We start from the raw sequence: 813 nt of genomic DNA, 5'->3' as shown, positions 1-813 counted from the left end.
CACAGGCGAGTAGGACGAAGTCTGCTCGCTCATCCGCTCTCCTCTCGCCCCAGTAGCCAGCATCCTAACAGCAGCCAATCTCCCAAAGGTGGGAAGGGATCCCTCCCTCGCTCCAGTCCGTATTATCTCTGTAGTATAATAGCATACAGACAGCTCAGTCGAGAGGTTGCCTGTTGCTGCGCAGCACAGAGGAGGGAAAGGGTGTGAGGGGCATTGCGCAACGGCTAGATGCCCGAGGGATCCCACGGGTGGATCATGGGGTTGTGCTGAGGTTGGCGATGCCCTTGGTGCTCAGCGCTGGCATCCAGGCGCTGATGGGCATAACCGACACTTGGTTTATTGGTCAAATCTCCAGCCAAGCCTTGGCCGGGATGAACGCCGCCTGGCTGCCCACCCAGGTGGCCTTGACCCCCTTCCTGAGTCTGGGGCGAGCAGTGCAAACCTTGGTGGCGCAAACCTACGCCAGCGGAGATCCAAAGGGGGCCTCTCGCTATGCTTGGTCGGGAGTGGGGCTGGGGTTGGGCCTATTTCCCCTGTGCGGTCTCTTGTCGCTGTTGGGAGGCTTGCTGTATGGAGGGCTGCCGCTGCCGCCGGGGGTGGCGGAGCAAGCAGCGGCCTATTGGCAAATTCGCGTTTGGGGAGGCTCTGACCTCTTGGGCACCTTTGCCTTGTCGGGTTTTTTTAACGGCATTGGCCGCACCTGGATCACTCTCTGGGTGAGTGGCTGGAGCGTGTTGCTCAACAGCATCCTCAATACCCTATTCATTTTCGGCTTGAACTGGGGGATCGCTGGAGCTGCCTGGGGCACAATCC

Annotated in this window: 1 protein-coding gene; it reads left to right on the top strand. The window is 59.9% G+C overall.

The window, feature by feature from the left end; genetic code table 11:
• Positions 1-203: 203 nt before the first annotated feature.
• A partial coding sequence (locus NW858_RS08165) for an MATE family efflux transporter (protein ID WP_414520262.1) occupies positions 204-813 on the top strand: 610 nt, incomplete at its 3' end.

This window comes from Synechococcus sp. H55.10 (assembly GCF_047502715.1).
Lineage (GTDB): Bacteria > Cyanobacteriota > Cyanobacteriia > Thermostichales > Thermostichaceae > Thermostichus.
This window is presented reverse-complemented; position numbering and strand designations above follow the sequence as displayed.